This window comes from Actinomadura sp. NPDC048955 (genome assembly GCF_040649435.1).
Classification (GTDB): Bacteria; Actinomycetota; Actinomycetes; order Streptosporangiales; family Streptosporangiaceae; genus Spirillospora; species Spirillospora luteofluorescens.
Genome location: NZ_JBEZJI010000001.1, coordinates 168,929 through 193,960, shown reverse-complemented (window position 1 = coordinate 193,960; position 25,032 = coordinate 168,929). Strand labels below are relative to the sequence as shown.

25 protein-coding genes are annotated in these 25,032 nt (G+C 73.7%); 7 read left to right on the top strand and 18 right to left on the bottom strand.

The window, feature by feature from the left end; translation table 11 throughout:
- Positions 1 to 9: 9 nt before the first annotated feature.
- The 3 genes from AB0C84_RS00950 to mraZ all read right to left on the bottom strand — a co-directional run bounded on the left by AB0C84_RS00950 (position 10) and on the right by mraZ (position 2,503).
- The gene (locus AB0C84_RS00950) at positions 10 to 807 is read right to left on the bottom strand and encodes a hypothetical protein (RefSeq protein WP_361059830.1); all 798 of its coding nucleotides are present in this window, start codon (positions 805 to 807) and stop codon (positions 10 to 12) included.
- Entirely contained in the window at positions 804 to 1,826 is a 1,023-nt protein-coding gene (gene rsmH / locus AB0C84_RS00945) for a 16S rRNA (cytosine(1402)-N(4))-methyltransferase RsmH (protein WP_258938989.1), read from the bottom strand. The genes AB0C84_RS00950 and rsmH overlap by 4 nt, the downstream gene beginning before the upstream one ends.
- A 245-nt stretch (positions 1,827 to 2,071) precedes the next feature.
- Positions 2,072 to 2,503, bottom strand: coding sequence for a division/cell wall cluster transcriptional repressor MraZ (mraZ, locus tag AB0C84_RS00940; protein WP_179842788.1), 432 nt, complete (start codon positions 2,501 to 2,503; stop codon positions 2,072 to 2,074).
- 374 nt (positions 2,504 to 2,877) lie between these two features.
- Between mraZ and AB0C84_RS00935 the strand changes: the two genes are divergently transcribed.
- The 3 genes from AB0C84_RS00935 to AB0C84_RS00925 are packed head-to-tail and all read left to right on the top strand — an operon-like array spanning position 2,878 to position 7,791.
- Positions 2,878 to 3,957 (top strand): MoxR family ATPase, encoded by a 1,080-nt coding sequence (locus AB0C84_RS00935; protein ID WP_312879030.1) that lies wholly within the window; start codon positions 2,878 to 2,880, stop codon positions 3,955 to 3,957.
- Positions 3,958 to 3,960: 3 nt separating this feature from the next.
- Complete coding sequence (locus AB0C84_RS00930; RefSeq protein WP_361059825.1) at positions 3,961 to 5,229, top strand: DUF58 domain-containing protein; 1,269 nt, start codon at positions 3,961 to 3,963, stop codon at positions 5,227 to 5,229.
- A gap of 9 nt (positions 5,230 to 5,238) precedes the next feature.
- Entirely contained in the window at positions 5,239 to 7,791 is a 2,553-nt protein-coding gene (locus AB0C84_RS00925; protein WP_361059822.1) for a DUF3488 and transglutaminase-like domain-containing protein, read from the top strand.
- 93 nt (positions 7,792 to 7,884) lie between these two features.
- Here AB0C84_RS00925 and AB0C84_RS00920 read toward each other — a convergent pair whose 3' ends face one another.
- From AB0C84_RS00920 to AB0C84_RS00895, 6 genes are all read right to left on the bottom strand, one after another.
- Positions 7,885 to 8,277: a DUF3040 domain-containing protein gene (locus tag AB0C84_RS00920; RefSeq protein ID WP_179842790.1), complete on the bottom strand. Its 393-nt coding sequence runs from the start codon at positions 8,275 to 8,277 to the stop codon at positions 7,885 to 7,887.
- Positions 8,278 to 8,424: 147 nt separating this feature from the next.
- Entirely contained in the window at positions 8,425 to 9,690 is a 1,266-nt protein-coding gene (locus AB0C84_RS00915; protein WP_361059819.1) for a DNA polymerase IV, read from the bottom strand.
- Between the two features lie 4 nt (positions 9,691 to 9,694).
- Positions 9,695 to 10,480, bottom strand: coding sequence for a methyltransferase domain-containing protein (locus AB0C84_RS00910; RefSeq protein ID WP_361059816.1), 786 nt, complete (start codon positions 10,478 to 10,480; stop codon positions 9,695 to 9,697).
- A gap of 385 nt (positions 10,481 to 10,865) precedes the next feature.
- A complete protein-coding gene (gene nusB / locus AB0C84_RS00905) occupies positions 10,866 to 11,282 on the bottom strand; it encodes a transcription antitermination factor NusB (protein ID WP_179842793.1) in 417 nt (138 codons plus the stop codon).
- Between the two features lies 1 nt (position 11,283).
- On the bottom strand, positions 11,284 to 11,841 hold the full coding sequence (gene efp, locus AB0C84_RS00900) for an elongation factor P (protein WP_179842794.1): 558 nt from the start codon (positions 11,839 to 11,841) through the stop codon (positions 11,284 to 11,286).
- 33 nt (positions 11,842 to 11,874) lie between these two features.
- Positions 11,875 to 12,966, bottom strand: coding sequence for a Xaa-Pro peptidase family protein (locus AB0C84_RS00895; protein WP_361059811.1), 1,092 nt, complete (start codon positions 12,964 to 12,966; stop codon positions 11,875 to 11,877).
- Positions 12,967 to 13,123: 157 nt separating this feature from the next.
- Between AB0C84_RS00895 and AB0C84_RS00890 the strand changes: the two genes are divergently transcribed.
- Together AB0C84_RS00890 and AB0C84_RS00885 are read left to right on the top strand one after the other, a co-directional pair.
- Entirely contained in the window at positions 13,124 to 14,602 is a 1,479-nt protein-coding gene (locus AB0C84_RS00890; RefSeq protein WP_361059808.1) for an FAD-dependent oxidoreductase, read from the top strand.
- Positions 14,603 to 14,731: 129 nt separating this feature from the next.
- Positions 14,732 to 15,436 carry a hypothetical protein gene (locus tag AB0C84_RS00885; RefSeq protein WP_361059805.1) on the top strand — a complete coding sequence of 235 codons (705 nt, stop codon included), beginning with the start codon at positions 14,732 to 14,734 and terminating at the stop codon, positions 15,434 to 15,436.
- Here AB0C84_RS00885 and AB0C84_RS00880 read toward each other — a convergent pair.
- Positions 15,411 to 16,457 carry an LLM class F420-dependent oxidoreductase gene (locus tag AB0C84_RS00880; RefSeq protein WP_361059802.1) on the bottom strand — a complete coding sequence of 349 codons (1,047 nt, stop codon included), beginning with the start codon at positions 16,455 to 16,457 and terminating at the stop codon, positions 15,411 to 15,413. The two genes, AB0C84_RS00885 and AB0C84_RS00880, sit on opposite strands and share 26 nt — an antisense overlap.
- Before the next feature lie 80 nt (positions 16,458 to 16,537).
- Complete coding sequence (locus AB0C84_RS00875; protein ID WP_361059799.1) at positions 16,538 to 17,203, bottom strand: enoyl-CoA hydratase-related protein; 666 nt, start codon at positions 17,201 to 17,203, stop codon at positions 16,538 to 16,540.
- Positions 17,204 to 17,374: 171 nt separating this feature from the next.
- Here AB0C84_RS00875 and AB0C84_RS00870 point away from each other — a divergent pair, with 171 nt between their 5' ends.
- Positions 17,375 to 17,950: a TetR/AcrR family transcriptional regulator gene (locus tag AB0C84_RS00870; RefSeq protein ID WP_179842799.1), complete on the top strand. Its 576-nt coding sequence runs from the start codon at positions 17,375 to 17,377 to the stop codon at positions 17,948 to 17,950.
- A gap of 13 nt (positions 17,951 to 17,963) precedes the next feature.
- Here AB0C84_RS00870 and aroQ read toward each other — a convergent pair whose 3' ends face one another.
- From aroQ to aroC, 4 genes are read right to left on the bottom strand one after another with little or no spacing between them, the layout of a single operon-like run.
- Positions 17,964 to 18,407, bottom strand: a complete 444-nt coding sequence (gene aroQ, locus AB0C84_RS00865; RefSeq protein WP_361059795.1) for a type II 3-dehydroquinate dehydratase — start codon at positions 18,405 to 18,407, stop codon at positions 17,964 to 17,966.
- Positions 18,404 to 19,477: a 3-dehydroquinate synthase gene (aroB, locus tag AB0C84_RS00860; RefSeq protein WP_338742407.1), complete on the bottom strand. Its 1,074-nt coding sequence runs from the start codon at positions 19,475 to 19,477 to the stop codon at positions 18,404 to 18,406. The genes aroQ and aroB overlap by 4 nt, the downstream gene beginning before the upstream one ends.
- A complete protein-coding gene (locus AB0C84_RS00855) occupies positions 19,474 to 19,983 on the bottom strand; it encodes a shikimate kinase (RefSeq protein ID WP_361059792.1) in 510 nt (169 codons plus the stop codon). Before AB0C84_RS00855 ends, aroB begins: the two co-directional genes overlap by 4 nt.
- An 8-nt stretch (positions 19,984 to 19,991) precedes the next feature.
- The gene (gene aroC, locus AB0C84_RS00850; RefSeq protein ID WP_179842803.1) at positions 19,992 to 21,170 is read right to left on the bottom strand and encodes a chorismate synthase; all 1,179 of its coding nucleotides are present in this window, start codon (positions 21,168 to 21,170) and stop codon (positions 19,992 to 19,994) included.
- Between the two features lie 77 nt (positions 21,171 to 21,247).
- On the opposite strand from aroC, the gene AB0C84_RS00845 reads away from it, so the two are divergent.
- Entirely contained in the window at positions 21,248 to 22,318 is a 1,071-nt protein-coding gene (locus AB0C84_RS00845) for a DUF2332 domain-containing protein (RefSeq protein WP_361059789.1), read from the top strand.
- Positions 22,319 to 22,320: 2 nt separating this feature from the next.
- Here the strand turns inward: AB0C84_RS00845 and AB0C84_RS00840 are convergent, their stop codons facing one another.
- The 3 genes from AB0C84_RS00840 to AB0C84_RS00830 form a co-directional block, all read right to left on the bottom strand.
- Positions 22,321 to 23,073: a phytanoyl-CoA dioxygenase family protein gene (locus AB0C84_RS00840; protein WP_361059786.1), complete on the bottom strand. Its 753-nt coding sequence runs from the start codon at positions 23,071 to 23,073 to the stop codon at positions 22,321 to 22,323.
- A gap of 71 nt (positions 23,074 to 23,144) precedes the next feature.
- On the bottom strand, positions 23,145 to 23,840 hold the full coding sequence (locus tag AB0C84_RS00835) for an SseB family protein (RefSeq protein ID WP_361059783.1): 696 nt from the start codon (positions 23,838 to 23,840) through the stop codon (positions 23,145 to 23,147).
- Positions 23,841 to 23,911: 71 nt separating this feature from the next.
- On the bottom strand, positions 23,912 to 25,024 hold the full coding sequence (locus AB0C84_RS00830) for a ring-opening amidohydrolase (RefSeq protein ID WP_361059780.1): 1,113 nt from the start codon (positions 25,022 to 25,024) through the stop codon (positions 23,912 to 23,914).
- Positions 25,025 to 25,032: the final 8 nt, after the last annotated feature.

The window sequence follows — 25,032 nt, the reverse complement described above, 5'->3', positions numbered from 1 at the left end:
CGCGCCCGCTCACGGTGCCCCGTGCCCGGGCTGTGCCCCCGCGCCGTTCCGTGCTCCGGCGCCGTTCCCTGTTCCCGCGCCGTTCCGTGTTCCGGCGCCCTGCCCGTTGCGGGCCCCCGCGCCGGTGCCGTTCGTCCGGGCGTCGGCGGGCGGGACGCCGTCGCCGGGGATCACGGTGCCGGGAACGCCGAGGACGCCCGCCGCGCCGGCCGACGCCGCGGCCGACTGCGGGACGGGGCGGATGGTGCCGCCGGGGCGGCCGGGCTCGGTGGAGAAGAAGGCCGGGTCCTTGGCCTGCTTCATGCCGAGCCCCTCGGCCTTCTTCGACAGCTGCTGCGGGGCCCCCTCGCGGGCGATCTCCTCTTCGTAGGCCTGGCGCTGCTGCTCCAGCTGCTTGTTGCTCTGCTGGAGCCGCGTCAGCGTGAACGCGTCCTTGGCGAGGACGGTGTTGAGCAGCAGCAGGCTGACCAGCGCGCCGCCGAGCAGCCCGACGATGAGCAGGACGAACGGGGCGCGCGGCGCGGCCTGCCCGGTGCGCCGCGACGCGGTCGCGCCCTTCGCGGCCTTCGTGCTCTTGGCCGGCGCGGCCTTCGCGGGCGCGGCCTTCGCGGGCGCCGCCTTCGCGGGCGCCGCCTTCGCGGGCGCCGCCTTGACGGGCGCAGGCTTCGCGGGCGTCGGCTTGGCGGGGGCCGTCCCGGCGGAGCGGCCCTTCGCCGGCGCGGGCCTGACCGCGGCGGACCCGTCCGGACGCTCGGGAGCCCTCTTCTTCGGCGCCTTGGTCGGCGGCCGCCTGCTCGTCGTGGTCATGTCGCCTCCCGGACGCGCTCCGCGGCGCGCATCCGCACCGATCCGGCCCGTGGGTTGGTCGTGGTCTCCTCGTCGGACGCCGTTTCGGCCCCGCGTGTCAGGAGCCGGAACCTCGGCTCGTGCTCGGGCAGCGGGACCGGCAGCTCCGGCGGGGTCGTGTCGGCCGCCTGGGCGGCGAGGACCTGCTTGGTGATGCGGTCTTCGAGCGAGTGGTACGACAGGACGACGACCCGCCCGCCGACCGGGAGCGCGTCCAGAGCGGCGGGCAGCGCCCGGCGCCAGGTGTCGAGCTCGGCGTTCACCTCGATGCGCAGCGCCTGGAAGGTGCGCTTGGCCGGGTTGCCGCCGGTGCGGCGGGTCGCGGCGGGGATGGAGGTGCGCACCAGGTCGGCGAGCCGCCGGGTGGACTCCAGCGGGGCGCGCTCGCGCTCCCGGACGATCGCGGCGGCGATGCGCTGGGCGAACCGCTCCTCGCCGTACTCGCGCAGGATGCGGGCGAGCTCGGCGGGCGGGTAGCCGTTGACGACCTCGGCCGCGGTGAGGCTCTGGGTACGGTCCATCCGCATGTCGAGGGGGGCGTCGTAGGAGTAGGCGAAGCCGCGGTCGGCCTCGTCGAGCTGCGGGGAGGACACACCGAGGTCGAACAGGACGGCGTCGACCGCCCGGACGCCGAGCCGGCGCAGCACGGAGGGGATCTCGTCGTAGACGGCGTGCTCCAGCGTCACCCGGTCGCCGAACGGGGCGAGCCTGCGCGCGGAGCGCTCCAGCGCCGTGGTGTCGCGGTCGAGGCCGATCAGGCGCAGCGCCGGGACGGCCCGCAGCATCGCCTCGGCGTGACCGCCCATGCCGAGCGTGGCGTCGAGGTACACGGGAGCGCGGCCCGAGACGGCCTCGGCCGCGGGGACGAGAAGTTCGAGTACGCGGCCGAGCATGACCGGGACGTGCCCGCTGCCGGGCCCCTGGTCGTGCGCCGCGTGGTTCCTTGCGCCGTTCCCCGCTCCGTTCTCAACGCCGTCCATGCCTCACCCCCTGTACTGCCACCTCGCTCGCGGACTGTGTGGCATCGCCGGACCGGACCGTCCCGCGCCCCCGGCGGCGGCCTCGCCCGGCCAGGTCCCCATCCGCTGCCCTGGAGGAAGATCACCGCGTTGCCCGCGGGGGGTCGCCGTCTGGCACCGGGGAAGCTGCGCCAGCTGACTGGAGAGCGGCTGGAGACCTGGCCGAACGTGGGCCAGTGCCGGTCAACGGACCGACGAGTCGTATCTCAGAGAATCCCTGGCAACACCTCCTCCGAGACGTCGGAGAAGGTCTGCTCCTCCTGCTCCAGGTAGGTCTCCCAGGCCTGGGTGTCCCAGATCTCCAGACGCGTGTTGGCCCCGATGACCGTGCAGTCGCGGGTGAGACCCGCGTACTTGCGCAGCGGCGGGGGAATCGTGACGCGGCCCTGCTTGTCGGGCACCTCGTCGGAGGCGCTGGCGAAGAAGACCCGGCTGTAGCTCCGGACCGTCTTCTCGGTGACCGGCGCGGCACGCAGAGCCTCGGTAATCCGCTGGAACTCCGCCATAGGGAAGACGTACAGGCAGCGTTCCTGGCCCTTCGTGATCACCAATCCCCCCGACAGCTCCTCGCGGTACTTCGCCGGCAGGAACAGTCGTCCCTTGTCGTCGAGGCGCGGCGAGTGGGTGCCGAGAAACACCGGGCCCCACCTCCCGCGCCGCATGGGGCGCTACCGCCCCCCACGGCGCCCCACTCTACTCCACTCTTCCCCACCGTCAACAAGAAAAACACCGTCCACGCGCCGTTTTCTGCGACGAAATCGCAGGTCAACGGGGGTGGTGTGGAGTGAGGCCCAGCGGCGCCCCTCTGCGCGCCGCACCGGCACGAGCCGGTCCGCGACGCCCCCGCGCGGGGGCACGGCACGGTCCTGAGGGACGGGGTGGAGTGAAGTGGTGCGTTGCGCGCGTCGTTTGTCGTCGTCCCTGTGGAGCACAATTGGCTCGCGTTCCACATGAACATCGCAGGGGGCGTTCCAACGACGTACTGTCGTTTGGAACGGCTGAGGAGGGTTTGGTGGCAGTAGGCACGCACGGCGAGTCGTTCATGGAGACCGACCCCCCGGCATCCCACCCGGCCCGGCGCGGCGGCCGTGACGCCGGGGGCGACGCCGGGGGCCGTGACGCGGGCCGTGGCGGCGCCGGCGGCGGGCTCGACGGGCTCGCCCACGTCGCGAACAAGATCCGCGACGCCGTGGAGTCGGTGATCGAGGGCAAGCCCTCGGCGGTGCGGCTCGCGCTGACGGTGCTGCTCGCGGAGGGGCACCTGCTCATCGAGGACGTGCCCGGCGTCGGCAAGACGATGCTCGCCAAGGCGCTCGCGCGCTCGGTCGACTGCTCGGTGCGGCGCGTCCAGTTCACGCCCGACCTGCTGCCGAGCGACATCACCGGGGTCAGCGCCTACAACCAGGAGCGGCGCGAGTTCGAGTTCAAGCCGGGCCCGGTGTTCGCCAACATCGTGGTCGGCGACGAGATCAACCGGGCGTCCCCGAAGACGCAGTCCGCGCTGCTGGAGTGCATGGAGGAGCGCCAGGTCACCGTCGACGGCACCACCTACGCGCTGGAGCCGCCCTTCATGGTCATCTCCACGCAGAACCCGGTGGAGATGGAGGGGACCTACCCGCTGCCCGAGGCGCAGCGCGACCGGTTCACCGCCCGCATCTCGATGGGCTACCCCGACCCCGCCGCCGAACTGGAGATGCTCGAGACGCACGGCGAGACGTCCCCGCTCGACCGGCTCACCCCGGTCGCCCACGCCGCCGACGTCCGCGACCTCATCGAGGTGGTGCGGGCCCAGCACGTCGCGCCGGCGGTGCGGCAGTACGCCATCGACCTCGTCTCCGCCACCCGCAGGCATCCGGATCTGCGGCTCGGCGCGTCCCCCCGGGCGACCCTGCACCTGGTGCGGGCCGCGCGGGCCTACGCCGCGCTCGACGACCGCGACTACGTCGTCCCCGACGACGTCCAGGACCTCGCCGTCCCCGTCCTCGCGCACCGGCTGCTGCCGACCGCCGAGGCGCAGGTGCAGCGCCGCCTCCCCGAGCAGGTGGTCGCCGATCTGGTGAAGCGCCTGCCGGTGCCCTCCCCCGGCAGGTGAGGGGTGCGACGGGCGCTGGCCGGCCTCACCACGCGCGGGCGGTCGTTCGTGGCCGCCGGGGCGACCGCGATCGTCTGCGCGGTGGCGCTCGGGGAGCGCGACCTGCTCCGCGCCGGCGTGCTCGTGCTGGCGCTGCCCCTGCTGTGCACGATCGCGGTGGCGCGGACGCGGTACCGGCTGGCCTGCGCGCGGCGGCTGGAGCCGGCGCGGCTGCCGGTCGGCCACGAGTCCCGCGTCGACCTGCGGCTGGAGAACGTGTCGCGGCTGCCGAGCGGGCTGCTGATGGTGGAGGACCGGGTCCCCTACGCGCTCGGCGGGCGGGCCCGGTTCGTGCTGGAACGGATCGAGCCGCACGCGTTCCGTGAGCTCGGCTACCGGATCCGCTCGGACGTGCGCGGGCGCTACCGGGTGGGGCCGCTGACCGTCCGGCTCGCCGACCCGTTCGGGATGGTGGAGCTGGTCCGCTCGTTCAGCCTGTCCGACACGCTCACGGTGACGCCGACCATCGTGCCGCTGCCGCCGGGCCGGCTGTCGGGCGCGTGGACGGGCGGCGGCGACAGCGTGGCCCGCGCGGTCTCCGCGGCGGGCGAGGACGACGTGGCCCCGCGCGAGTACCGGCACGGCGACGACCTGCGCCGCGTGCACTGGCGGTCCACCGCCCGGCACGGGGAGCTGATGGTGCGGCGCGAGGAGCAGCACTTCCAGAGCAGCGGCACCCTCTTCCTCGACACCCGCCGCTCCGCGCACTGGGGCGACGGGCCGGCCGGCTCCTTCGAGCAGGCCGTGTCGGCGGCCGCGTCGATCGGCGTCCACCTCGTCCGGACGGGGATGGGCCTGCGGTACGTCACCGACGGCGGGGAGGCGCTGCCGACCGGGCCCTCCGAGGGCGCGTTCGAGGGGCTGCTGCTCGACGCGCTGGCCGTCGCCCGCCGGTCCAAGGGCGGCTCGCTGTCGGCGGGACTGGCCGCGCTGCGCGGCCGCGGCGCGGGCCGGGAGGGCGACGGCCTGGTCGTCGGGGTGTTCGGCGTGCTGTCGGACGAGGAGGCCCGCGCGGTCGCCGCGGCCCGGCGCGGCACCGGCACGTGCGTCGCGGTACTCCTGCGGGGCGGGCCCGAAGACGGCACACCGCAGGACGGTGGGACGGCCGCGGGTCTGCTGCGCGCGGGCGGCTGGCGGGTGCTGACCGTCCGATCCGCGGCGGAGCTCGCCGGGGCGTGGGCGCGGGCAGGCAAGGCGGGCGAGGATTTCGTGTCAGGGGCAGCGCGTGAGTAAGGGCAGTGCATGAGGGTCCGGATGACGGTGATGGCCGGGCTGGCGACGCTCGCCGGTTCGCTCGGGCTGTACCCGCTGTTCGAGAACGCGGGCTGGTTCTGGGCGGGGCTCGGCGCGGTGCTGGCCGTGTCCGGCGGCGGCCTGCTGGCGCGGCGCCTGCGCATGCCCGCTCCGATCGGCCTGCTGTTCGGGCTGGCGGCGCTCCTGCTGTACCTCAACCTCGCGTTCGCCGGCGGCGAGGCGTGGCTCGGAGTCGTCCCGTCCCCGGAGTCGCTGCGGCGCCTCGGCGAGCTCGCGGACGAGGGCTGGCGGGCCGCCAACCGGTACGCGGCGCCCGTCCCGCTCGTCCCCGGCATCTCGATGCTGGCCGCCGCGGGCGTCGGCCTGGTCGCCGTCCTGGTGGACCTGCTGGCCGTGCGGCTGCGCCGCGCCGCGCCCGCCGGGCTGCCGCTGCTGGCCATGTACAGCGTGCCCGCGGCGATCCGCGAGGACGGTGTCAGCTGGCTCGCCTTCGGCGTCGGCGCGTTCGCCTTCCTCGCCCTGCTCATGGCCGACGCCCGCGAGCAGGTCGGCGGCTGGGGCCGGACGGTGACGACGCGCCGCCGACCCCGGGAGGTGCCGCTGGCGGGATCGCAGCCGCCGCCCGGGGACCCCGCCGACCGGCCCGACTCCTCGGCCCTGGCGTCCAGCGGCCGCCGGATCGCGGCCGGCACGGTCGCCGTCGCGGTGCTGCTGCCGGCGGCGGTGCCGGGCCTGCACCCGCGCGGCGTGTTCGGCGTCGGCGGCGGCGGCTCCGGCCGGGGCACGCAGACCGTGACGACGCCCGACCCGCTGGTCAGCCTGAAGCGGGAGCTGACCCGGCTGGACGACTCGACCGTCCTGACCTACCGCAGCGACGCCCCCGAGAGCCCCGGCTACCTGCGCCTCTACGCCCTCGACCGGTTCGACGGGGACCGGTGGACCTACAGCCCGCTGAAGAGCAGCGCCAGGGACCGGCTGAGCGGCGACCGCGCCCTGCCCGCCCCGCCGGGGCTGACCGTCGCGCCCTCGCGCGAGGTGACGACCGAGGTGCGGGTGCGGCCGGAGGTCAGGAACATGACGTTCCTGCCGGTGCCGTACGCCCCGGCCAAAGTGTCGATCAAGGGCGACTGGCGGGTGCACGGCCCGTCGCTGATGATCTACTCGCTGCGCGACTCGGCGGGCGGGCGCTCCTACACCGTCAAGAGCCTGCTCCCGCAGCCGACCCCGGGCCAGCTCGCCGGCGCGGGGCCCTACCCGCCCGAGGTCGTCGCCCGCTACACGGCGGTGCCCAAGAACGTCCCGCCGCAGGTCCGGAAGCTCGCGGCGGACGTCACCGCCGGGTCGGCGACCGCGTTCACCCAGGCCGTGCGGCTGCAGCGCTGGTTCACCATGTCCGGCGGGTTCAGCTACGACCTGACCGCGCCCGCGCCCCAGCACGGCAGCGAGCTCGTCGACTTCCTGCTGCACAGCAAGCGCGGCTACTGCGAGCAGTTCGCCGCCGCGATGGCGCTGATGGCGCGGATCCTCGGCATCCCGTCGCGGGTCGCGATGGGCTACACGCCGGGCAGCGAGGAGAAGCCCGGCGAGTGGGTGGTGCGGTCGCGCGACGCGCACGCGTGGCCCGAACTGTACTTCGAGGGCTCGGGATGGGTGCGCTTCGAACCCACGCCGAGCGGCGCCGCCGGGCAGGGCACCGCCCTCGCCCCCGCCTACAGCCAGCCCGAGGCCAGCACCGGCGGCGGGCCGGAGGACGAGGCCACGCGGGCGCCGGACCCCTCGTCCCCGGACGCGGGCTCGACCTCCGCGCCCGCCGGCCCCCGGCACCGCAACGACGAGGGCGCGGGCGACGCGACCGGCGCCCAGGAGGACGACGGCAGCGGGTTCTCCACGGCGGGGTGGCTCGCCGGAGTACTGCTGGTGCTGCTGCTGACGGCCGTGCCGATGACGCTGCGGATCCTCACCCGGTGGCGCCGCTGGGCGGCCCTTGCGCCGCCGCCCACCGGGACGCCGATGCCCGCACGGCGGACGCCCGCCCCCGATCAGGCCTGGAAGGTGAAACCCGCGCGGCGAGGGCGGGAACCCGACCCGGCCGAGACTTCGGGGCCCGTGCTCGGGACGCGGGGGCCGGATCCGGCCGGGGTGGCGCACGCCGCCTGGCAGGAGATGCGCGAGGACACGCTCGACTACGGCCTGGAATGGCGGGCCAGCGACTCCCCGCGCGCCACCGCCCGCCGGCTCGGCGAGCTGCTGGAGTTGGACGCGCCGAGCCTGCAGGCCCTCAACCGGATCGCTCGCGCCGAGGAACTGGCGCGCTACTCGCGGACCCGCCCCACCGAACCCGCCGAGCAGCTGCGCGCCGACGTGCGGACCGTCCGGGAGGCGTTCGCCGCGTCCGTGGGGCGCCGGACCCGGTGGCGCGCCCGCCTGCTGCCGCCGTCGACGATGGCGCAGACCCGCACCGCGCTCCGGACCGCCACCAACCGCGCTCTCGACGTCACCGCCCGTGTGAACGACCTACCGTCGCGCCTCCGCCGCAGGTAGGCGCCACGCCCGCCCCCGGACACACGTTCGTCCCGGCCTCGCGGTCAGATCCCGCACACGGCCGGGACGAGTCGTCTCGTCACAACGACGGCGTCAGTCACCCTCGGTGCGGCGTCGCCAGCGTTCCTCCATGCGCTCCATGAAGCCGGCCTTGGCGGGACGCGCCTGCCGGCCGCCTCCGCGCGCGGGCTCGTTGCCGATGCCCGCCATCCGCTTCCAACTCGTCAGCGCCCACACGCAGCACACGACCATCAGCAGGAATCCCGTCACGCTGATGGCGATCGTGACCGTGCCCTTGTTGATCACGAGACCGGCCATCAGGGCGCACACGCCCACCACGAAGCCGAGGGCCGCCTTGACGATCCGGCGCTTGTAATGGACCTGGGGGTTGGTCGAGCGAACCGCGTGAGCGAACTTGGGATCTTCGGCGTACAACGCCGATTCGATCTGTTCGAGCATGCGCTGCTCGTGCTCAGAGAGCGGCACGGCACCTCCCAGCGACAGCTCCGCGACGGAGTATCCGATGCGGGACGCGAACGTCAACGGTGATATGCCCAGAATACGAGGACTCTCGAGCGTACGAAAGCGAACGGCCCGCCGAGGGCCCGGCGCCGGTCACCTCACAGCCTTCTTTCATTGTCTTCCGTCCCTGCCGTCCCGTGCGTCACCCTCCGCCGCACGCCGAACCAGCGCGGCGGGGCGCACCGCGCCGCGCCCGAACCGGTGCGCGACCTGATCCATGGCTCGCTCGGCCTCACGCCAGCCGCTGTCCGGCTCGTCGAAGGCGAGCTGACGGGGGGCCTCGCCGGCGGGGCCCAGGTTCTCCACCCGCACCCCGACCAGTCGGAGTCGTACCCGTTCCAGGCCCGACGCCTCGTACAGCTCGCGGGCTGTGACATAGATCACACGAGCCAGGTCGGTCGGCTCGGCCAGCGTGCGCGCCCGCGTGATCGTCTTGAAGTCGGCCATCCGCAGTTTGACGCTGACCGTCCGGCCGGCGTTCCCGCTCTCGCGCAGCCGCGCGCCGACCCTCTCCGCGAGCCGCAGCAGCTCACGCCGGATGACCTCGGGGTCGTCGACGTCGGTGTCGAAGGTCTCCTCGGCGCCGATGCTCTTGTCGGGCGTGTGCGGGACGACCTCCCGCGGGTCGCGTCCCCACGCCAGCTCGTGCAGGTGCCCGCCGAGCGCGTTGCCGAGTTCGCGCTGCAGCGTGGAGAGGGGCACCTGGGCGAGCTGCCCGACGGTGCGCAGCCCGAGGCGGGTGAGGTTCTGCTCCGTCCGCTCACCGACGCCCCACAGGGCCGCGACGGGCAGCGGGTGCAGGAAGTCGACGACGCCGTGGGCGGGCACCACGAGCAGCCCGTCGGGCTTGCACCGGGTCGAGGCCAGCTTCGCGACGAACTTGGTGTTCGCGACGCCGACCGAACAGGTGATGCCCTGCTGGTCGCGCACCTGGTCGCGGATGAGCTGCGCGATCGCGGCGGGACGGCCCAGCCGCCGCCGCGCGCCCGCCACGTCCAGGAAGGCCTCGTCCAGCGACAGGCCCTCCACCAGCGGCGTGATGGAGCGGAAGATCTCGAAGACGGCGGCGGACACGCGGCCGTACTTGCCGTGGCTCACGGGCAGCACCACGGCCTGCGGGCACAGCCGCCGCGCCCGCGTCATCGGCATCGCCGAGTGGACGCCGAACTTCCGTGCCTCGTAGGAGGCCGCGGAGACGACGCCGCGCGGCCCGGCCCCGCCCACGACGACGGGGCGTCCGCGCAGCTCGGGCCGCTCCAGCAGCTCGACGCTGACGAAGAAGGCGTCCATGTCGACGTGCAGGATGGCGCAGCCGGTGTCGTCGGCCGGCGGACCCGGCTGCGGCCCCGGCCGGTGCAGCTGCTGCTTGCGGCTCACGGTGCTAGCCGGCCGGTTTGTCCGCCACCAGGTGCAGCTGGGTGGCGAGGTCCCGCAGGACGGGATGGACGGCCGCGACGGACTCCAGCGCGATCAGCGCGTCGGCGGAGTCGGCGTCGCCGTCCACCAGGCCGCTCGGCACCAGATCGGCGAAGATCCGTACGCCGTGCAGCTCGGCGACCCGCAGTCCGGCGCCGAGCACCAGCTCCGACAGCGACTCGCGGGTGAACCGGCGGGGCATCCGGTCGCCCTCGCCCCACCGTCCGGACGGGTCCGTCAGCACCCGCCGCGCGTCGTCGAAATGCCCGGACACCGCGCGGTGCAGCGCGGCCGCGATCTGCCCGGCCGCCAGCACGCTGACCGAGCCGCCCGGGCGGACGGCGCCGGTGAGCGCCGCCATCGCCGCGGCCGGGTCGTCGACGTACTCCAGGACGCTGTGGCACAGCACGAGGTCGGCGGCGTCCGGGCCGAGCAGGTCGGGCAGGTCGACGGCGTCGCCCTGGACGGCGCGCACCCGCACCCCCGACTCGGCCGCCCGCCGCTCCAGCGCGGCCAGCGCGTCCGGATTGGCGTCGACCACGGTGACCCGGTGCCCGAGCTCGGCGAGCGGGACGGCGAACCCCCCGGTCCCGCCGCCGACGTCCACGACATCGCTCAGGCCGGCCTCGGGAGTGATGCGTTCGAGGACCGCGCGCAGAGCGTCCCACAGGACGGCACTGCGCACCCGGCCGCCACCCCGCCCCCGCTTCTGCTGCCGCCCCGTCACGGCCGCTCCCTTTACGTTCGTCATCAAGGAGAGCTTATTGCAGTGCCGCCGTCAGAGGACCGCCAGCCCCAAGAAGCAGTGCACCGCGACGACCTGAGGCCCGAGTCGACGCGATGCCAGCGATCGCCGCAGTGCCCGACGATGAAGGGCCGCTAAGCCACCAAGCCCCCACCATCCCGACCACCCCAGCCCCCACACCAGCCACGCGACAACCTGAGGGGCCGCGATCGCGTCCGAAGGCAGGTTCGAGCTTGCGAGAACCTGATCGCGAAGCGAGCCGCAAGGCGAGCCGGAGCGATGCCAGCGATCGCCAGCAGTTGCCGACGATGGAGGGCCCTCCGGGCCCGAAGGAGAAGGCGACTGCCGTGAACACAGCAGGGCCGCCAGGCCCGAAGGAGGAGAGAAAAGCTCAGAGACTCAACGAAGGCTTGAGTTGTTGGAGGCGGGAAAGGAGGCCGTTGACGAAGCGGGGGGACTCGTCGGTGGACAGTTCGGTGGCGAGGCCTACCGCTTCGCTCACCGCGACGCCGTCGGGGACGTCGTCGACCCACAGGAGTTCGAACGTCCCCATCCGCAGGATGTTGCGGTCGACGACGGGCATGCGTTCGAGCGTCCAGCCGGTGGCGTAGGTGGCGAGCAGTTCGTCGATGCGTTCCCGGTTCTCCTGGACGCCTTCGATCAGCCGGACGGCGTGCGGGTACTCGGCGAGCTCGTCCTGGTTGGGGCGGCCGCGGGCGGCGAGCACCGCCGTCGGCTGCTCCTCCCGGAGTTCGGCGGCGAACAGGATGTCCAGGGCGAGTTTTCTGGCCTTGGTGCGCGCGGCCATCTCAGGCGCGGCCGAGGTACTCGCCGGAGCGGGTGTCGACCTTGACCTTCTCGCCGGTGGTGATGAACAGCGGGACCTGGATCTGCGCGCCGGTCTCCAGGGTGGCGGGCTTGCTGCCGCCGGTGGAGCGGTCGCCCTGCAGGCCGGGCTCGGTCTCGGTGATCTCCAGCACGACGGCGGCGGGCAGCTCGACGTACAGCGGGTTCTCGTTGTTGAAGGCGATCACGGCGTTCTGCTCGGGGAGCAGGTAGTTCGCGGCGTCGCCGACGACGGACGCGGGGATGTGCGGCTGGTCGTAGGTCTCGGTGTCCATGAAGACGAAGTCCTCGCCCTCGCGGTAGAGGTACTGCATCTCGCGCTTGTCGACGCTGGCCACCTCGACCTTGGTGCCGGCGTTGAAGGTCTTGTCGACGACCTTGCCCGACAGGACGTTCTTGAGCTTGGTGCGGACGAACGCGCCGCCCTTGCCTGGCTTGACGTGCTGGAACTCCTGGACGGTCCACAACTGGCCGTCGATGTTCAGCGTCATGCCGTTCTTCAGGTCGTTCGTCGTCGCCACTGCGTTGTTCTCCCGGTCGCGGGCCCGCGCGTCCTACAGGACGAGCAGGTCCTTGGTCGATGTGGTGAGGAGCTCCGGCCCGCCCGCGCGGACCACCAGCGTGTCCTCGATGCGGACCCCGCCCCGGCCCGTGAGGTAGACCCCCGGCTCCGCGGTGATCGGAACCCGATCCATCAGCTTACCGGTCTTGTCGTACCCCATGAGCGGCGCTTCGTGGATCTCCAGGCCGACGCCGTGCCCGAGGCCGTGGGTGAACGCCTCGGCGTGCCCGGCCTCTCCGATGATCTCGCGGGCGGCGGCGTCCACGTCCTTGGTGTCGGCTCCGGGCAGCGCGGCGGCCAGCGCGGCAGCCTGGGCGCGGTGGACGAGGTCGTAGAGGTCCCGCTGCCAGGCCGCGGGCTCGCCGATCGCGACGGTGCGGGTCATGTCGGCGTGGTAGCCGCCGTAGAGGGCGCCGAAGTCCATGGTGACGAGGTCGCCGCGCTGGAGTTCGCGGCCGCCCGGGTGGTGGTGCGGGACGGCGCCGTTGGGGCCGGACGCGATGATCGAGTCGAACGCGGGGCCTTCGGCGCCGTGGTCCACCATGGCGCGTTCGAGGGCGATCGCGACGGCGCGCTCGGTGACCCCGGCGCGGATCTCGGGCAGGACGGCCTCGAACGCGCGGTCGGTGACGGCGCACGCCTCCCGCAGCAGGCCGATCTCCTCCTCGTCCTTCACCATGCGCAGCTCTTCGACGAGGTGGCCGAGCGGGACGAGTTCCACGGCGGCGCCGCCGGGATGTTCGACGCCGAGGAGCGCCGTGTGGTGCTCGACGGTCAGGTCGTGGGCCTCGAAGCCGACGCGGCCGTGGCCGTCCGCGGCCGCCTGCCTCACCAGTGCCTCCGCCACCTGCCGGTCGACCACGACGGGCAGTTCCGGGCAGACCTGCGCGGCCATGCCGGCGTAGCGGCCGTCGGTGGCGAGGACGGCGGGCCCGTCGGCCGGGACGAGCAGCGCGGCCCGCGAGCTGTCCAGGCCGGTCAGGTAGCGGACGTTGACCAGGCGGGTCACCAGCAGCGCGGCGGCGCCCCGGTCGGCGACGAGCGCGGCGAGCCGGCGGCGCCGCGCGTAGTGAGTCTCCCCCATGGCCAGGACTCTAGGTCATCGCGGTACGGCCGTCTCAACGCGGTCACGAACATGAAGAACCCTCGACTTTTCGTCGAGGGCTGGCCTAGCGTGACCGGGCGTGTGCTCCGTCCCCCGAATGTCCCTCCCCCATGGACTTCCCCAGGAGTGATTTCCCTTGACCCGAGTCAGCCGTAGAAGACTGCTGGGCACAGGCGCGCTCACCGCCGCGGGAGCCGTCGTCTCCGCCGCCGCGGCCCCCTGCGCCTCCGCCCGCACGGCGCCCCTGACCGCGGACGTGGTGATCGTCGGCGCCGGGCTCTCCGGGCTCACCGCCGCCCGCGACCTCGTCGCGGCGGGCCGGGCCGTGATCGTGCTGGAGGCGCGGGACCGTCCCGGCGGCCGCGTCTACGGGATGCCGCTCGGCGACGGCACCACCAACGAGGGCGGCGCCGAGTTCATCGGCCCGACGCAGGACCGCATCGCCGCGCTCGCCGAGGACATGGGCGTCGACACCTACGCGACTTACAACGAGGGCAAGAACGTCTACTACCGGGACGGCAAACGGTCGCTTTACGCGACCGACGGGCTGCTCGGCGCGGTCCCGCCGGACTGGGGCGTGGTCGACCTGGAGCTGGCGCTGCTGAAGCTCGGCGGCATGGTCAAGGAGGTGCCGGTCGGCGAGCCGTGGAGGGCGGCCAAGGCCGAGGAGTGGGACGCGCAGACCTTCCACACCTGGTCGCGGTCCAACTCGCTGAGCAGCGGCGCGCGGTTCCTGATGGACGCGTTCGCCTCCTCCACGCTGTCGATGCGCTCGCAGGAGGTGTCGCTGCTGTACCTGCTGAACTACGCGGCCTCGGCGGGCAACGAGACCACCCCGGGAACGATCGACCGGCTGATCAACACCAGGGGCGGCGCGCAGGAGTCGCGGTTCGTCGGCGGGTCGCAGGAGGTGCCGATCCGGCTGGCGGCGCGGCTCGGCGACATCGTCCGCTACAACGCGCCGGTCCGGTCGATCGCCACGGAGGCGGGCGGCGCGACGGTGACGGCCGACGGGATCACGGTGTCGGCCCGGCGGGTCGTGGTGGCGATGTCCCCGGCGATCGCCGGGAGGATCGACTTCTCGCCGGCGCTGCCCGCGAGCCGGGCGCAGCTCATGCAGCGCTACCCGATGGGCTCGGTCTCCAAGTTCGTCGCCGTCTACGACACGCCGTTCTGGCGGGCGGACGGGCTGACCGGGCAGGCCGTGGCCGACAGCGGCGCGATCGACGCGACGTTCGACAACAGCCCGCCGGACGGGTCGCGGGGCATCCTGATGGGCTTCATGAACCAGGCCAACATCAGGAGGCTGGACGGCGCGCCGGCCGCGGACGTCCGGGCGGCGGGACTCGCCTCGTTCACCAAGCTGTTCGGCGACAAGGCCGCGAACCCGAAGCTGACCGCGTTCCAGCGCTGGGACAACGAGACGTGGAGCGGCGGCGGCCCCGTCGGCGTCGCCCCGCCCGGCGCGCTCACCGCGTTCGGCCCGGCCCTGCGGGAGCCGTGCGGCCCGGTCCACTGGGCGGGCACCGAGACGTCCGGCTACTGGACGGGCTACATGGACGGCGCCGTCCGCTCCGGCGAGCGCGTCGCCAAGGAGGTCGACGCGGCGCTCTGAGCCCGCCTCTCCCGGGCTATTACCCGGCACGGTTCCGCCAGCCGCGAGAAGTAAGGATCGGATGCCGATCCGGTCGGCGGATCCGCGCGTCTCATCCAGGGACACGGATGGACGACGGGACGGGTTCCGATGGCGGGGTACGGGAATCGGCCGGGATGGGCCCCGGCGGCGCTGCTGGCGGTCGGCGCGCCGCTGGCCGGGGCGGCGCTGATCGTCGCGCGGGCCGCCCTGGACGCCTACGGGCCGTCGGCGCTGGCGGGCAACTGGGCGGGCTCGGCGCTGCTCTTCGTGATGATGATGGCCGGATACGCCCTGCTGGTCTTCACCCAGCTGCGCTACGAGAACGTCCTGGTCTTCTTCGGCGCCTTCTTCCTGCTGACCATCGGGGCGTCCATGGTCGCGGGCGCGGTGTCTGACCAGGCGATGCGCGAGCGCGGCCGGACCACGGCGTGCACGGTCCAGAAGGTCGACCGGCGCGAGGTCACCAGCACCGACGGCGAGGGGAACAGGACAACGAACGTCTTCTACGACCACGACCTCGCCTGCGCCGAGCCGCGGGTGCGGACGATGACGACCGGGTCCAGGGTCGCGGGCCGGGGCGAACGCGTCCAGGTCGTGTACGACCCGCGCGGCCGCCTCGACCCGCGCCCGGCCGGCTCGGTGGGCGATCCGGGCGGCTCCCTGGCATGGGGGGCCGCCCTGTTCGGCGGCGGTGTCCTGCTCCGCGTGCTGTTCGAGCTGGGCGTCCCGCCGTTCGGGCCCGGAAAGGGGCTCCGGCTCCGCCTCCGCCGGTGGCGGAGGCGGCCCGTCAGAGTCCGGCCGCCATCTCCTTGACCTTCTCGATCAGCGCGAGGCGGCCCTTGTGGTCGCCCGCGATCGGGGACACGTTGAGCGTCGTGACGCCGGAGTCCTTCATCGCGGCGAGCCGCTCGCGGACGTGCCCCTCCGGGCCGATGAGGGACATCTTCTCCAGCAGTTCCTGCGGGACCTTCGCGGCGGCCTCGTCCTTCTTGCCGTCCAGGTACAGGTCCTGGATCTCCTCGGCCTCCTTCTCGTAGCCGTAGCGCCGGGCGAGGTCGTTGTAGAAGTTCTTGCCCTTGGCGCCCATGCCGCCGATGTAGAGGGCGGCCATCGGGCGGCCGAACTCCAGGAAGCCCTTCACGTCCTCGCCGATGGCGAGCGGGGACTGCCCGACCACGTCGAGCTCGCCGAGGGCGGGGTCGCGCTTGGCCTTCCCGGCCGCGAGGGAGGCGCCCCACACGTCCGCGGCCTTCTCCGGCACGTAGAAGATCGGCTCCCAGCCGTTGGCGATCTCGGCGGTCAGCTCGACGTTCTTCGGGCCGATCGCGGCGACCATGATCGGGATGTCGGCCCGCACCGGGTGGTTGATGAGCTTGAGCGCCTTGCCGAGGCCGGTGCCCTGCCCCTCCGGCAGCGGCAGGTGGTAGTACTTCCCGTCGTGCTGCACCCGCTCGCGGCGCCACACCTTGCGGCAGATCTCGATGATCTCCCGGGTGCGGCCGAGCGGCGCGGTGTAGGGGACCCCGTGGAAGCCCTCGATGACCTGCGGGCCGGACGCGCCGATGCCGAGCGTGAACCGCCCGTCGGAGACGTAGTCCAGCCCCGCGGCGGTCTGGGCGATCGCGGTCGGGGTGCGCGAGTAGATGTTGAGGATGCCGGAGGCGATCTCGACCCGCTCGGTCCTGGCGGCGATGTAGCCCATCTGGCTCACCGCGTCGAAGCTGTAGGCCTCCGCGACGTAGACGATGTCGAGGCCGGCCTTCTCGTAGTCGGCGAGCTCCTCGACGGTCTCCTTGAAACCGCCCGAGTAGCTGAGCGCCATACCGATGCGCATGGTGTCCCGCGCCCCTTCCTAAACCGAATCCGATTCCAGTCGAACGTAACCTACTCCCGGCAGCCGCCCGGGAGGAGGGGTCACGGCAGTGCGGGACCGTTCAGCGCGTCCAGCGTCTGCCGGTACATCGCGGTGCGGATCGTCGCCACGACCGCCCCGTTCTTGCTCGCCAGCGACGCCGCCCACTCCACGGCGGCGGGAAGCACCTCCTCCTCGGGCGCGACGCGCTGCACGATCCCGGCCTCGCGCGCCTGCTCCGCGGCGTAGCGGCGTCCGGTGAGCATCGCCTCGTGCGCGGTGGCCTTCGGCAGCCGCGCCGTGATCAGCGCGTTCATCCCCGGGGTGAAGCTCATTCCGAGATCGACCTCGGGCAGGCAGAAGTAGCCGCGGTCGGTGCGCATGACGGCGAAGTCGTGGGCGAGGGCGAGCATGCCGCCGCCCGCGAAGGCGTGGCCGTTCAGCGCCGCGACCGTCGGCATCGGCAGCGACAGGACGCGCGCGTACAGGGCGTGCACGCGCCGCAGGTACTCCTCGAACCGGTCCTGGTTGGCTCCGAGCCATTCCAGGTCGAGGCCGTTGGAGTAGAACTTGCCGGTGCCGACGGTGACGAGCGCGCCCGGGCCGTCGTTCTTGGCCACCGAGTCGAGGGCCCCCTCGACCGCGTCGAGGAAGCCGGGGCCGAACCGGTTCTCGCCCGCGTCGAACCGCAGGACGTACACGTCTCCGTCGCGCTGGAGGTCGATCACGAACGTCTCCTTCTCCCGGCCGGCCCCGGTCCCGGAGCCCGTGCCTGCATCGCGTGCCTGAGCCGACCCTACTCGCGGGTAGTAGCTATGACGTCCGACATAGCCAAAATTCGCCATGACGGTCGTCATGGTCAACGCGAAGACCGTATGATGAATGTCATAATCGTCCCCATGGGGACGGACAGCAGGGAACGCATGGTGCGCAGCGCCGCCTACCTCTTCCGCGAGCGCGGCTACAGCGGCACCGGGTTCCGCGACGTCATCGCGCACAGCGGCGCCCCGCGCGGGTCGATCTACCACCACTTCCCCGGCGGCAAGGCGCAGCTCGCCGAGGAGGCCGTCCGCTACGCAGGAGAGTTCCTCAACGCCGGCATCCTCGCCGCCACCGAGGGCGGCGACGCCGCGTCCGCCGTGGACGCCTTCACGGGCTGGTGGCGGCAGGTCCTGATCAAGAGCGAGTTCCGCGCCGGCTGCCCCGTCGTCGCCGTCACCGTCGAGTCCCACGACGAGGCCCCGCAGCTCGCCGCGGCCGCCGCGGCCGCGTTCGGGCGCTGGCAGGACACCCTGGCCACCGGCCTCGGCAACGCCGGGGTCCCCGACGACCGCGCGTCCCGCCTGGCCCGCCTCATCGTCGCGGCCGTCGAGGGCGCCACGATCCTGTGCCGCGCCCACCGCGACGTCGCGCCGCTGGACGACGTCGTCGCCGAACTCAAGGACATGGCCCGCAGCGCCGCGAAAGAGGGGTAGGCGCGCAGGAGGACTAGGAGCTCTCGGCGACCAGTTCGGCCACGGCCTGGAGGGCGAGGACGTAGGACATGGTGCCGAATCCGGCGATGGTGCCGGTGGCGACGCCGGCGACGACGGAGATGTGGCGGAACTCCTCGCGCGCGGCAGGGTTCGTGATGTGGACCTCGATGAGCGGGGCGGTGCGCTGGGCGGCCGCGTCCCGCAGCGCGTAGGAGTAGTGCGTGAACGCCGCCGGGTTCAGCACGACGGGGACGCGCTCGTCGGCCGCCTCGTGCAGCCAGCGCATCATCTCGGCCTCGTCGTCGGTCTGCCGCACCTCGACCTGCAGTTCGAGGCGGCGGCCGGCGTCGCGGCAGACGGCGACCAGGTCGTCGAAGCTGGCCGTCCCGTAGGTGTCGGGCTCGCGGACGCCGAGACGGCGCAGGTTGGGGCCGTTCAGGACCAGGACGCGGGTCATCGGGTGATCTCCCGGTAGGCGGCGGCGAGCAGGTCCTCGTCCGGACCCTCGAGGCGGCCCGGCTCGGCGATGCCGTCGAGGACGACGAACCGGAGCGTGGCGCCCCGCGACTTCTTGTCGATGGTCATGGTGGCGCGCAGGCCGGGCCAGTCGGCGGCGTAGGAGACCGGCAGGCCCACGGACTCCAGGACGTCCCGGTGCCTCCGCACGACGTCCGCGGGCAGCCGCCCCGCGAGGCGGGACAGCTCGGCGGCGTACACCATGCCGATCGCGACGGCGTGGCCGTGGCGGAACCGGTAGTCCTCGTTCTTCTCGATCGCGTGCGCGAGGGTGTGGCCGTAGTTCAGGATCTCGCGGAGGCCGCTCTCCTTCAGGTCGGCCGAGACGACGCCCGCCTTGACCCGCACGGCCCGTTCGACGAGTTCGCGGGTGTGCGGGCCGTCGGGGTGCGCGGCGCCCTTGGGGTCGTCCTCGACGAGGGCGAGGATCTCCGGGTCGGCGATGAACCCGGCCTTGATGATCTCGGCGAGGCCGCTGATGTAGTCCTCGCGCGGCATCGTCACCAGCGTGGCGAGGTCGCACACGACGCCGGCGGGCGGGTGGAACGCGCCGACGAGGTTCTTGCCCTCGGGGACGTTGATGCCGGTCTTGCCGCCGACCGCCGCGTCCACCATGCCGAGCAGCGTCGTCGGGACGAGCACCGCCCGCACGCCGCGCAGCCACGAGGCGGCCGCGAACCCGGCGAGGTCGGTGGTGGCCCCGCCGCCGACGCCGACGACGACGTCGGTCCGGGTCATGCCGAGGCGGGCGAACGACGACCACAGCCCGGCGAGGACGCCGACCTCCTTGGCGGCCTCGCCGTCCGGGACGGGCAGCGCGTGCACGGCGTACCCGGCCTGTTCGAGCGCCCCGCACACGGGGCGGGCGATCTGCGGCAGCCCCTCGGCGTGGACGACCGCGACGGTCCGCGCCCGCTCCCCGATCATGGCGGGCAGCTCGCCGAGGACGCCCGTCCCGATGACGACGTCGTAGGGGTCGGCGCCGCCGACGTGCACCCGCGCCTCCGTCACGCGTCCCCCTCCAGGGCCTTCACGACCTCTTCGACGATGTCGGCGGGCTCGCGGCCGTCGGTGTCGACGTGCACGGTGCCGAGCCGCTCGTAGATCGGGAGCCGCTCCTCCAGGAGCTTGCGCATCTGGCTGCGGGGGTTCAGCACGAGCAGTGGCCGCGCCGACGCCAGGCCGACCCGCTTGATCGCCTCCGACAGGCCGACCCGCAGGTAGACGACGGTGTGCCCGGCGAGCAGGTCCTGCGTCTCCGGCGCGAGGACGGCGCCGCCGCCGAGCGAGACGACGCCCTCGTGGCCGGCCAGCGCCTCGGCGACGGCGGCGCGCTCCAGTTCGCGGAAGCGCTCCTCGCCGTCGTCGATGAAGATCTCGCCGATCGGCTTGCCCGCGGCCCGCTCGACGTCGGCGTCGGTGTCGCGCAGCGAGACGCCGAGACGCTCGGCGAGCGCGGCGCCGATCGTGGACTTGCCCGAGCCGGGCGGCCCGATGATGACGGCCTTCGGTCGCATGGCACCGCTCACTTGATCGTCAGAGAGGACAGGTATCCGCGCAGGTTGCGGGCGGTCTCCTCGGCGGAGTCGCCGCCGAACTTCTCCAGCGCCGCGTCCGCGAGCACGAGCGCGACCATCGCCTCGGCGACCACCCCGGCGGCCGGGACGGCGGTCACGTCGCTGCGCTGGTTGATCGCCTTGGCGGGCTCGCCGGTCGTGACGTCGATCGTGTCGAGCCGCCGCGGGACGGTCGAGATCGGCTTCATCGCGGCGCGCACCCGCAGCACCTCGCCGGTGGTCATGCCGCCCTCGACGCCGCCGGCCCGGTTGGTGCGGCGGCGGATCCCGCCGGGGGTCGCGTCGATCTCGTCGTGCGCCCGCGAGCCGGGCCGCCGCGCGGTGGTGAACCCGTCGCCGAGCTCCACGCCCTTGATCGCCTGGATGCCCATGAGGATGCCGGCGAGCCGGGAGTCCAGCCGCCGGTCCCAGTGGACGTGGCTGCCGAGGCCGGGCGGGAGCCCGTAGGCGAGGACCTCCACGACGCCGCCGAGGGTGTCGCCGGCCTTCTTCGTCTCGTCGATGTGCGCGACCATCCGCGCCGACGCCTCGCCGTCGAAGCAGCGCACCGGGCTCTCGTCGACCCGCGCCAGGTCGCCGGGCTCCGGCAGGACGCCCTCGGGGGCCTCGACCTCGCCCAGCGCGATCACGTGGCTCAGGACGTCCACGCCGAGCGCCTGCTTGAGGAACGCCTTGGCGACGGTGCCGAGCGCGACCCGCGCGGCCGTCTCGCGCGCGCTCGCCCGCTCCAGGACGGGCCGGGCGTCGTCGAAGCCGTACTTCTGCATGCCGACGAGGTCGGCGTGACCGGGCCTCGGCTGCGACAGCGGGGCGTTCCTGGCCTGGGCGGCGAGGACGTCGGCGGCCACGGGGTCGGCCGACATGACCGTCTCCCACTTGGGCCACTCGGTGTTGCCGACCTCGATCGCGACCGGCCCGCCGAGCGTCACCCCGTGCCGGACGCCGCCGATGATCGTGACCTTGTCCTGCTCGAACTTCATCCGGGCGCCCCGCCCATGGCCGAGCCTCCGGCGGCGCAGCTCCTCGGCGATGTCCTCCGAGGTCACGCGCACACCGGCCGGCAGCCCCTCCACGATCGCGGTCAGGGCCGGGCCATGGGACTCCCCCGCGGTCAACCAGCGCAGCATGGGACGAATCCTATTGACTCCGCGCCCCCGCCCGGGACGGGCGTCCAGCATCTGAGAGGCTCGTCGTGGAGGTGGCGATGAGGAGAGCGGGTCCGGGAGGGGCCGACACGAGGCGTGCACTGCTGGGCCAGGCGCGGGCGTCCGCCCAGCTCGGGTCGCCGATGTACGCCGAACTGCTCGCGCGGGCGGCGGACGATCCGGGCGGGGTCGTGACGGGGGTGCTCGGGGAGCGCACGGAGACCGGCCGAATCCTGGGCATGCTGGGGACGGTGCACCGGCTCGTCCTCGAGGGACGGGTGCCGGAACTGGCCGCGCACTACCCGACCGCCGGCGGGACGAGCGACCCGCTGGAGGCCTGGCCCGCGTTCCGGGACGTGCTGGCCGGGCACGCGGCCGAGATCCGCGACGGCCTCCTCGACCCGCCGCAGACCAACGAGGTCGGGCGGGCGGCGCCGCTCGTCGGCGGGCTCCTGACGATCGCGGACGCCTGCCGTCTCGCGCACGATCCGGCCCGGTCCCTGCCGATCAGGCTGCTGGAGATCGGGGCCAGCGCGGGCCTGAACCTGCGCGCCGACCACTTCCGGTTCCTGCACGAGAACGGCGCGTACGGGCCGGAGTCGCCGGTCGTCCTGCCGGACGCCTGGCGGGGCCTTCCCCCGGTGGGCGCGCCGCTCGCCGTCGCCGAGCGGCGCGGATGCGACCCGAACCCGCTGGACACGGCCTCGCCCGCCGGGCGGCGGCGGCTCCTGTCGTACGTGTGGCCCGACCAGGCGGCGCGGGTGGCGCGGCTGCGGGCGGCGTTCGAGGTCGCCGCGCGGGTCCCCGCGACGGTCGTGGAGGCGGGCGCGGCGGACTTCCTGGACGGGCTGGCCCCCGAACAGGGCGTCGTGACGGTCGTGTGGCACTCGACGATGCGCGCCTACCTGTCGCAGGAGGAGGCGGCGCGCGTCGACCGCAGCATCGAGCGGGCGGGCGCGGCGGCCACCCCCGACGCGCCCGTGGCGCATCTGTCGTTCGAGGGGCGCGACGCCTCGCGGCTCGACGTCCAGCACGTCGTGACGCTGCGGCTGTGGCCGGGCGGGGAGCCGGTGGTCCTCGGTGAGGGCCCGTCCCACGGCCTCCCCACGACCTGGTCGCCCTCGGCCTGACGTCAGGACCGGCCGAGGGCCTTCTCGATCGCGACCCGCACCGGGGACGACGGGGGCAGCGGGCCCGCCGGGAGCAGGGGCGGCTGCGCCATGAAGCGGGGGGTGGCGCCCCGGTGCGCCTGCGCGGCGTGCACCAGGAACGGGTGGCACAGGTACACGTCGCCTGCCTGCCCCGTCGCGTAGGCGAGCGGGCGGTGCCCGGTGGCGGGGACGGCCTTGCCCGCCAGGTCCATGAACGCCAGGCCCGCCTCCCCCGCGGGCTCCAGGATCGGCGGGACGTCCAGATGGGAGCCGGCGCGCAGCCGCGTCGGCCCGTCGTCCTCCCCCACGTCGGAGAACAGGAACAGCATCAGCAGCGCGCGGCCCTTCGACGCGACGTTCACCCGGTAGGACAGGAAGTCGGCCGGGTCGTCGCCGGGGAAGCTCGCGTCGATGTGCCAGCCGTCGTCACCGGGCGGCTGATCGCTGGGGAACCGCACCGGGAACGTGCCGAGGCCGCTGCGCGGCAGCCAGGCGCCCTTCCCGGCGACGGCGTCGAACGCGGCGTGCAGGGCGCCGGTGTTCACGGCGGCCCGGAACGGCTCTTCGGCGTGCTCGCCCAGCCGCACGACCGGGCGCGTCCACGTCGCGGGGTCGGCGGGATCGCAGCCGGTGTCGCGCCACAGGATGTCGCGGCACTCGGCCGCCAGCTCCCGGGGGAACGCCTGCTCCACCCGGACGTACCCGTCAGCGAGGAATGCGTCGACGTCCACCATGGCGCCAGCGTCGCAGAGCGGCCGCGGCGGAGGCCAGCGATTTACCGCGCCCCCGGCCGCCCGCAGGCGGGCTACCTGCGCAGCACGTTCAGTTCGACGCCGCCGACGATACGGCCGCGCAGCAGTTCGGCGAGGCGATCGGAGACCCGCTGGACGGTGCCGCGCTCGTCGTGCCCGGGGACGACGGCGAACCGGACGGCGATCTCGGCGGAGGTGCCCTCGACGACGCGGACCCCGCTGACCGAGGGGTCCGAGCCGAACGCGGCCTCGACCGCGGCGAGGATGTCGGGGTCCTCGTGGGGCGGCGGGATCGGGCGGCCGTCGGCGAGCAGGTGCAGGCGCAGCCCGTCCACGGCGAACGGGACCGGGCCCGCCACGTCCACGACCAGGGCGTCCGCCCCCTCGTCGAGGGCGGCGCGGCAGGCGTCGCCGGCCCGCACCGCGACCGGGCGGGCGTCGGCGCGCCAGGCCTTCATCGTCTCGGTGCAGGTGAAGCCGAGCACGCCGCGGCGCCCGTCGGCGCCGATCAGGGTGGGCAGCGCCATGTCGCTCGACTTCTCCCGCCGCAGCTCGCCGGGGGCCGCGGGCTCCTCCTCGGTGAGGACGGCGACGATCGGCACGAGCAGCCGCGCCCCCTGCAGCCGCCGCAGCACCGTGTGCACGCCGACGCGGCCGGACGCGTACCCGGCGAGCGCCTCGCACAACCGGGGGTCGGCGCTTCCGTCGTCCCCGGGGAACTGTGGTTCGGGAATGGTCAGTCCGGACACGCCAGGAAGGCTATAGCCTCCGGCGACCACAAGGGGCTACTCCACGGATACTCTCCGCACCTGAGGTGCTTTCAGCCGAGGTCGGCGATGGCCGCGACGGTGCCGCCGCCCGACGGCCCCTGGTGCACCGCCGCGACCGACACGAACACCGCCGGGTCGCCGGTGACGGAGGCGGCGACGCCGCCGACGCACGCCTTGATCTGCCGGTGCCAGTGCACGTCGGAGTCGTCCAGCATGATGTTGCGGCGGCCCCGGACCGAGCCGCCCGGGTCGGCCTCGCACTTGATGAACACGTTGACGAGCCGGTCGCCGAGGTCGGACGTGCGGGGCCGTTCGGGCAGGTCCAGGCCCGCCGACCGGACGGCGTCCCAGATCCCGTCGGCGTCGAGCGCGTCCTTCATCACCCCGTGCCCGGCCCGGTAGCGGCCGCCGATGCCGCGCACGTTGCCGACGACCACGATCTGCGCCCGGTCCAGCTCCACGCCGGACGAGCAGGACGCCACCGACGAGTACAGCGACAGGTCCTTGTGGATCTGCTCGGCGGACGGCGCCTCGATCTCGCCGAGCGCGACGGCGATGCCGAGCGCGGTCGTGGAGTTGGAGATGTCCATCGACTTGAGGGTGTCCTCGGTGACGACGTCGCGGCCGCGCGCCTTCGCGTCGTTGATCGTGTCGAGGGTGAGCAGCGGCGTCTTGGTCTGCACGTAGTGGACGTCGCCGGGATCGTCGATCCCGGCGGTCTTCATGGCCTCGCGGACGCCGGCGGCGACGGTCTCCACCATCGCGGGACGGCCGATGTCCTCGGGCAGGATGACCTCGCTCATCGCGACGCCGACCGACAGCCTCGGCTCGCCGGAGGCGGGGACGCGGGCGGGGTCGGCGGTCGCGAAGACGGTCGCGTGCGGGCTGAGCACCCCGTCCGTGCCGCCCGACCACACCAGCGGGACCCGCGCCACCTCCTCCGCCGTCCGGGTGCCCCTGGCGAGGAGCACCTCGCGGAACGCCCGGTCGGCGAGCAGCCGCGTGTAGTCGTTCACGCCGCCGTTGCCCTCGGTCTTGCCGACGACGGCGAGGACCCGGTCGGCCTCCAGGACGCCGTCGTCGATCAGCCGGGCCAGCCCGGACGCGTCGGTCACGCTCTCGATGGGGATCTTGCGGACTTCGATCGGATCGGGCACCGTCATCGCTCCTC

Coding starts and splice junctions, on each gene's coding strand:
- AB0C84_RS00950 (WP_361059830.1), bottom strand. CDS start 807: ATGACCACGACGAGCAGGCGGCCGCCGACCAAGGCGCCGAAGAAGAGG.
- rsmH (WP_258938989.1), bottom strand. CDS start 1,826: ATGGACGGCGTTGAGAACGGAGCGGGGAACGGCGCAAGGAACCACGCG.
- AB0C84_RS00925 (WP_361059822.1), top strand. CDS start 5,239: ATGAGGGTCCGGATGACGGTGATGGCCGGGCTGGCGACGCTCGCCGGT.
- AB0C84_RS00910 (WP_361059816.1), bottom strand. CDS start 10,480: ATGACGAACGTAAAGGGAGCGGCCGTGACGGGGCGGCAGCAGAAGCGG.
- nusB (WP_179842793.1), bottom strand. CDS start 11,282: ATGGCCGCGCGCACCAAGGCCAGAAAACTCGCCCTGGACATCCTGTTC.
- AB0C84_RS00895 (WP_361059811.1), bottom strand. CDS start 12,966: ATGGGGGAGACTCACTACGCGCGGCGCCGCCGGCTCGCCGCGCTCGTC.
- AB0C84_RS00885 (WP_361059805.1), top strand. CDS start 14,732: ATGGCGGGGTACGGGAATCGGCCGGGATGGGCCCCGGCGGCGCTGCTG.
- AB0C84_RS00880 (WP_361059802.1), bottom strand. CDS start 16,457: ATGCGCATCGGTATGGCGCTCAGCTACTCGGGCGGTTTCAAGGAGACC.
- AB0C84_RS00870 (WP_179842799.1), top strand. CDS start 17,375: ATGGGGACGGACAGCAGGGAACGCATGGTGCGCAGCGCCGCCTACCTC.
- aroQ (WP_361059795.1), bottom strand. CDS start 18,407: ATGACCCGCGTCCTGGTCCTGAACGGCCCCAACCTGCGCCGTCTCGGC.
- AB0C84_RS00855 (WP_361059792.1), bottom strand. CDS start 19,983: ATGCGACCGAAGGCCGTCATCATCGGGCCGCCCGGCTCGGGCAAGTCC.
- aroC (WP_179842803.1), bottom strand. CDS start 21,170: ATGCTGCGCTGGTTGACCGCGGGGGAGTCCCATGGCCCGGCCCTGACC.
- AB0C84_RS00845 (WP_361059789.1), top strand. CDS start 21,248: ATGAGGAGAGCGGGTCCGGGAGGGGCCGACACGAGGCGTGCACTGCTG.
- AB0C84_RS00840 (WP_361059786.1), bottom strand. CDS start 23,073: ATGGTGGACGTCGACGCATTCCTCGCTGACGGGTACGTCCGGGTGGAG.
- AB0C84_RS00830 (WP_361059780.1), bottom strand. CDS start 25,024: ATGACGGTGCCCGATCCGATCGAAGTCCGCAAGATCCCCATCGAGAGC.